The following is a 4,328-nucleotide window of genomic DNA, read 5'->3' on the forward strand; positions in this document are numbered from 1 at the left end:
GGTGCAGCTTTTTGCTTGACAGGCGGTTCGTATGCAGTGAATACAGGCTGAACCTCCTTTTCCGGCGCTGCCGGTGCCCTGGGGGGTACCGGAGCAGGCGGGGGAGGTGCCACAGATGTGCGTGCAGGTGCAGGAGGCGGTGTAGGCGCAGAACTGATCGGCCCCATGGGTGCGACCCCCATGCCGCCATGCTTTTGCATCTTCTTTTCTTCCTTGAGCTGCCGTGCAAGCTCCTTGTTGCTTTCTTTGATCAGCTTTTTTGCCAGAACCATCTTGCACTTTTCGCAGGTGATATCTACAATATCCTGCATGGGTGCGCCGCTTACAAATTTTCCGATGTTGTCAGGCTTTGTCAGATTGATACCGCAGCCGGTTTTCTTTCCGTTCTCTGTTCCGTGGACAACGCCCCCGTTGATTGCGTTGATGAGAAAAATTTGCATGGTAATCCTCCTAAGCATGGTGTTGCACTTTAAATTATACAGTATTTTAAACAAAAAAGCAAGCCCCCCTACAGAAAAAATCGAAAAATCCATACAAAAAAATGAGGGCATTTTGTCGGATGTCCGGAGCAGAATATAGCAAAGGAGGGACCCCATGCGCCCCATAGAGATCCCTCCTGCAAAATGTTTCGGCAATACCGTACAAAGATCGTGCAGTATTGCCTTAGATGCGTGTCAGATCTGCTGCATGCATAGCAGCAGTGACCTGTCCGCCAATGCCGATCACGATCCGGTCGCCGGAGATCTGCTGTACCTGATACACCGTCCGGTACACGAATGCCGCCAGCTTTTTGCCCTTGTAATCCGTTGCGCCCTGCCGGACACGAACCCGATCCCCCACGGAGAGGGAAAGCTGCTGTGCCTGTTCCTCCAGGGTCTGCATCCGGGATACATAGCCGTCGTCATAGGTGCCGATTACATTGGGAATGCCGGAGATCCGGTTGATGTCCCGGTGCTGACCCTTGATGCCTCCCATGCGCATACAGTAATGCAGGTGGCTGCCGGTGGATCTGCCTGTGCTGCCCTCTATGCCAATGGGGTCAGTGATCCGCACCGTATCCCCGGTTTTTACCAGCAGGCTGGACAGATGCCCGAAGTAGTAGACCTCCTGGGTGCCGGTGCGCCGGATCTTCACATATTGACCAAAGCCCTGCCGGTGATTGAAGCTGTTCTCCCAACCGGCGTACAGCACCACCCCGTTGACGGTGCTGTGGATGGTTTTGCTGTCCACCCCCACCAAATCCAGCCCATCGTGAGCGACACCCTTATAGAGCTGTGAAATGCGGAATTTCCCCATATAGGGACTGTTCATCGTTTCTCATCCTTTCCTTTTTCGGTTTTCAGCTGCACCAGCACGGTGCGGAGCTTTTCCGGCAGGGGCAGTCCCATGCGGCCGGCGTTTTCCAGAATGCTGAGCCCTTCGTTGGCAAGATAAAAGCCGATCACCGCATTGCGCAGCAGCCCCTGGGCATGCAGCAGCTGGGTGTCCAGCAGATGCCCCATGCCCACCATAGCAAGGATCAGCATTTTTCGCAGCAGTCCCCGGAATCCTACGGCACTGGATACCCGCCGGGCACAGACTGCCGCCAGCAGCCCGGTGGCGTAATCCATCAGAACAAACGCCAGCAGAGTCAGCAGCAGCCCGTCCGGACTGCCGAATAAAAAGCTGCCGGCAGCCAGTGCCACTGCGCATAGGGTTTGCCATGCTTTTTCCACGCCTTTCCTCCTTTCTCCCTCAATCATACAGCGCATTCCAGGGAAACTTGTACGGTCGCATACAAGTGTGCAGAAAAAAACTTGCTCCGGATTCCCCGGAGCAAGCGCAATCACATATGATTTGCAAAAGCGGCAGGGGATTGCCCTGCCGCTTTCCTATTCTTCCACCTTTAATCGAATATCTCCACTGTTGGTGCGAATTTCACAGGCGCCTCCGGTGCCGGATTCCGGCACGGAACAGCTGCCGCTGCCGGTCTGGGTCACAAACTGCTTTGGGGTACGCAGACTGCCGGACACATCGCCGCTGCCGCTCCGGATGGTGATGGCGGCGCCATCGCTGTGCTGGAGCTTGATATTGCCGCTGTTGGTTTCCAGTCGCAAGCTGTCTTCCGTCAGCACGTTAGTCAGACGTACATCCCCGCTGCCTGCATCGGCGGACAGAGTTCCGCCCTGCACATCCGTCAGGGTAATACTGCCGCTGTTGGCATGCAGCTGTGCATCCGCCTTCAGATGTACTTGATCCAGGAGGATGCTGCCGCTGTTGCATCGTGCCTCCAGCTGGTGCAGCCGGGTATCCTTTGCCCGGATGTCTCCGCTCTGGACGGTCATGGACAACTTGCCGGAAATGGATGCGGATAGGTCAATGGAACCGCTGTTGGATTGAAGATTTGCGCTTTGGAACTGTAACGGTTCCGATATGGTCAGATCCCCGCTGTTTGTTTCCGCCTGGATGGAGGCGTAGCTGTCTTCCGGCAGGTATACCCGGATCTTCTCCGGGTGCAGGGAAATGCCCAGATACCACTTCTGTTCCTCCCACTGCCGGATGTACAGGGTGCCGTCCTGAACCTGCGCTTCGCAGCGGTTGCCCTGCCGCAGGCTGCAAGTCACGGTGCAGCTGTCGTCTGGCGCAGGGAGAAATTGAATATCACAGCTGGTTCCTGTCATGGAGATGTTGGTGAAAGACTGCTCCACCTGGATGGTTTCGCTGTGCAGCGGGGTGGTTTCCAGCTTGGAGAAATCAAAGTCCATGGCGCACATGGAGCCGACAGATAAGACAAGTCCGGCAAATACCAGTGCGGATGCGGTTGTCAGAGCAATTTTCTTTCCTTGTTTCATGCGGCTTCCTCCTTTTTCTTAAACAGTGCCTTGATGCAGAGCATGAACTGCTTGCTCAGCAGCAGAATGCCCCGGGCTGCCTGGTTGAATCCGAAAACCAGGAACAGGGCAATGCCGCTGCACAGAAGTCCTGCCCCAAGGAACAGCAGGGAGCCGGCAATGTGTCCACCGGACAGATACCCATACAGAAAGGTGCCCACGATTCCGGCAATGCCGCATGCTGCAACGCTCAGATCCACCGCATACAGGGACAGGATCACGGACCAGAGGGCAATGTAAATTGCCAGGAATACGCTGACCGCCGCCAATAGCAGGGGCAGCCACAGGGGTGCACCCAGAATCAGCAGAATGATTTCCCAGGGGCGGAACGCCCGTGTGGGGGCGACCTTTTTCCTGACCAGCTTCGTCAGAGGAATCTCCGCCAGGATCTGATCCGCAATATCCCGGGGCGTGCCTATAGCCGCCACTGCTTCCTCCTCCGTGCAGCCTTCTTCCATCCGATCCTGGATGGCTTCTTCATAAAATCCCACGGAACGCTCCACGTCCTCCCGGGGTAAGCCCCTTAGCGCCTGCCGAAGGGCTGTGATCCACTCAGTTTGATTCATGTTCCGGTTCCTCCTTTGTAATAAATTTGTAGATTGCCTGGAGCTCCTGCCACTCCTGCTGAAATTCCTCCAGCCGCCGGAGTCCCTGCTCCGTAATGTGGTAGTATTTCCGAAGCCGTCCTCCATGCTCTGTGCTGCGCACCGTCAGCATCTGTCCGGCTTCCAGCCGCCGGAGAATGGGGTACAGGGTGGATTCCGAAATTTCCACGTAGGGCTTGATGTCCTTGATGATCTGATATCCATAGGAATCCTCATTTTTGATGGCCGCCAGCACACATACGTCCAGCAGTCCACGTTTCAGTTGAATGTCCATACCATACCTCCCGACATGTAATACTATATCACACATAGTATTGTGTGTCAAGGGGTATTTGCAAAAAATGCGGCATGGAATCTCCATGCCGCAAAATCTTAGCGTTGCCTATTCAGTTGTCACTACCCGGAGTCGTTGCTCCAGTGCCTGGCAGAACGCCTGATCCTGGGCGAGGGTTCGCTTGGGAGCGCCCCGGAGCCTGCCTCCCTGCCGTCGGATGCGTTTGGCGGTGTGCCGGGTTTCCAGCAGCCCGTCAATGTTCTCACCGGTATACCAGTTTCCGTCCTGGTGCAGCACATATGCCTGCCGGGCAAGGCACATGGCAGCCAGCCCGTAGTCCTGGGTGATGACCAGATCGCCCGGATGCAGGAGGTTCACCAGCCGGAAGTCCACACTGTCCGCCCAGGTGGAAACCGTGATGGTATTTGCATACTCGTCCTGGAACACGTGGGCGCTGTCACACAGAATGGTGCATGGCACCCCATACTGCCGTGCAAGCCGGATGGTTTGTTCCACCACCGGACATCCATCTGCATCTATGTAAATATGCATAAAAAGTCCCCCTTTGCATTCAGACAA

The 4,328-nt window shown here is 55.7% G+C and carries 7 protein-coding genes; all 7 read right to left on the reverse strand.

The genetic code is table 11. The features are described 5' to 3' along the window. Positions 1–440: hypothetical protein (locus RUM_RS12840; RefSeq protein ID WP_041326248.1), on the reverse strand; the 440-nt coding region annotated here is incomplete at its 3' end. A gap of 223 nt (positions 441–663) precedes the next feature. Beyond that, a complete protein-coding gene (locus RUM_RS11965) occupies positions 664–1,311 on the reverse strand; it encodes a M23 family metallopeptidase (protein WP_015557862.1) in 648 nt (215 codons plus the stop codon). Beyond that, positions 1,308–1,715, reverse strand: coding sequence for a phage holin family protein (locus RUM_RS03670; RefSeq protein ID WP_041326249.1), 408 nt, complete (start codon positions 1,713–1,715; stop codon positions 1,308–1,310). Before RUM_RS03670 ends, RUM_RS11965 begins: the two co-directional genes overlap by 4 nt. A gap of 156 nt (positions 1,716–1,871) precedes the next feature. Continuing rightward, entirely contained in the window at positions 1,872–2,831 is a 960-nt protein-coding gene (locus RUM_RS11970; protein ID WP_015557863.1) for a DUF4097 family beta strand repeat-containing protein, read from the reverse strand. Next, positions 2,828–3,436 carry a DUF1700 domain-containing protein gene (locus RUM_RS03680; protein ID WP_015557864.1) on the reverse strand — a complete coding sequence of 203 codons (609 nt, stop codon included), beginning with the start codon at positions 3,434–3,436 and terminating at the stop codon, positions 2,828–2,830. The genes RUM_RS11970 and RUM_RS03680 overlap by 4 nt, the downstream gene beginning before the upstream one ends. Continuing rightward, positions 3,423–3,749: a PadR family transcriptional regulator gene (locus RUM_RS03685; RefSeq protein WP_015557865.1), complete on the reverse strand. Its 327-nt coding sequence runs from the start codon at positions 3,747–3,749 to the stop codon at positions 3,423–3,425. The genes RUM_RS03680 and RUM_RS03685 overlap by 14 nt, the downstream gene beginning before the upstream one ends. A 108-nt stretch (positions 3,750–3,857) precedes the next feature. Next, positions 3,858–4,301, reverse strand: a complete 444-nt coding sequence (locus RUM_RS03690) for a YaiI/YqxD family protein (protein ID WP_015557866.1) — start codon at positions 4,299–4,301, stop codon at positions 3,858–3,860. Positions 4,302–4,328 lie beyond the last annotated feature (27 nt).

This window comes from Ruminococcus champanellensis 18P13 = JCM 17042 (assembly GCF_000210095.1).
GTDB classification, from domain to species: domain Bacteria; phylum Bacillota; class Clostridia; order Oscillospirales; family Ruminococcaceae; genus Ruminococcus_F; species Ruminococcus_F champanellensis.

Excerpts from the sequence above, each read along its gene's own strand:
- RUM_RS03685 (WP_015557865.1), bottom strand. The coding sequence starts at position 3,749 with ATGGACATTCAACTGAAACGTGGACTGCTGGACGTATGTGTGCTGGCG.
- RUM_RS11970 (WP_015557863.1), bottom strand. The coding sequence starts at position 2,831 with ATGAAACAAGGAAAGAAAATTGCTCTGACAACCGCATCCGCACTGGTA.
- RUM_RS03690 (WP_015557866.1), bottom strand. The coding sequence starts at position 4,301 with ATGCATATTTACATAGATGCAGATGGATGTCCGGTGGTGGAACAAACC.
- RUM_RS03680 (WP_015557864.1), bottom strand. The coding sequence starts at position 3,436 with ATGAATCAAACTGAGTGGATCACAGCCCTTCGGCAGGCGCTAAGGGGC.
- RUM_RS11965 (WP_015557862.1), bottom strand. The coding sequence starts at position 1,311 with ATGAACAGTCCCTATATGGGGAAATTCCGCATTTCACAGCTCTATAAG.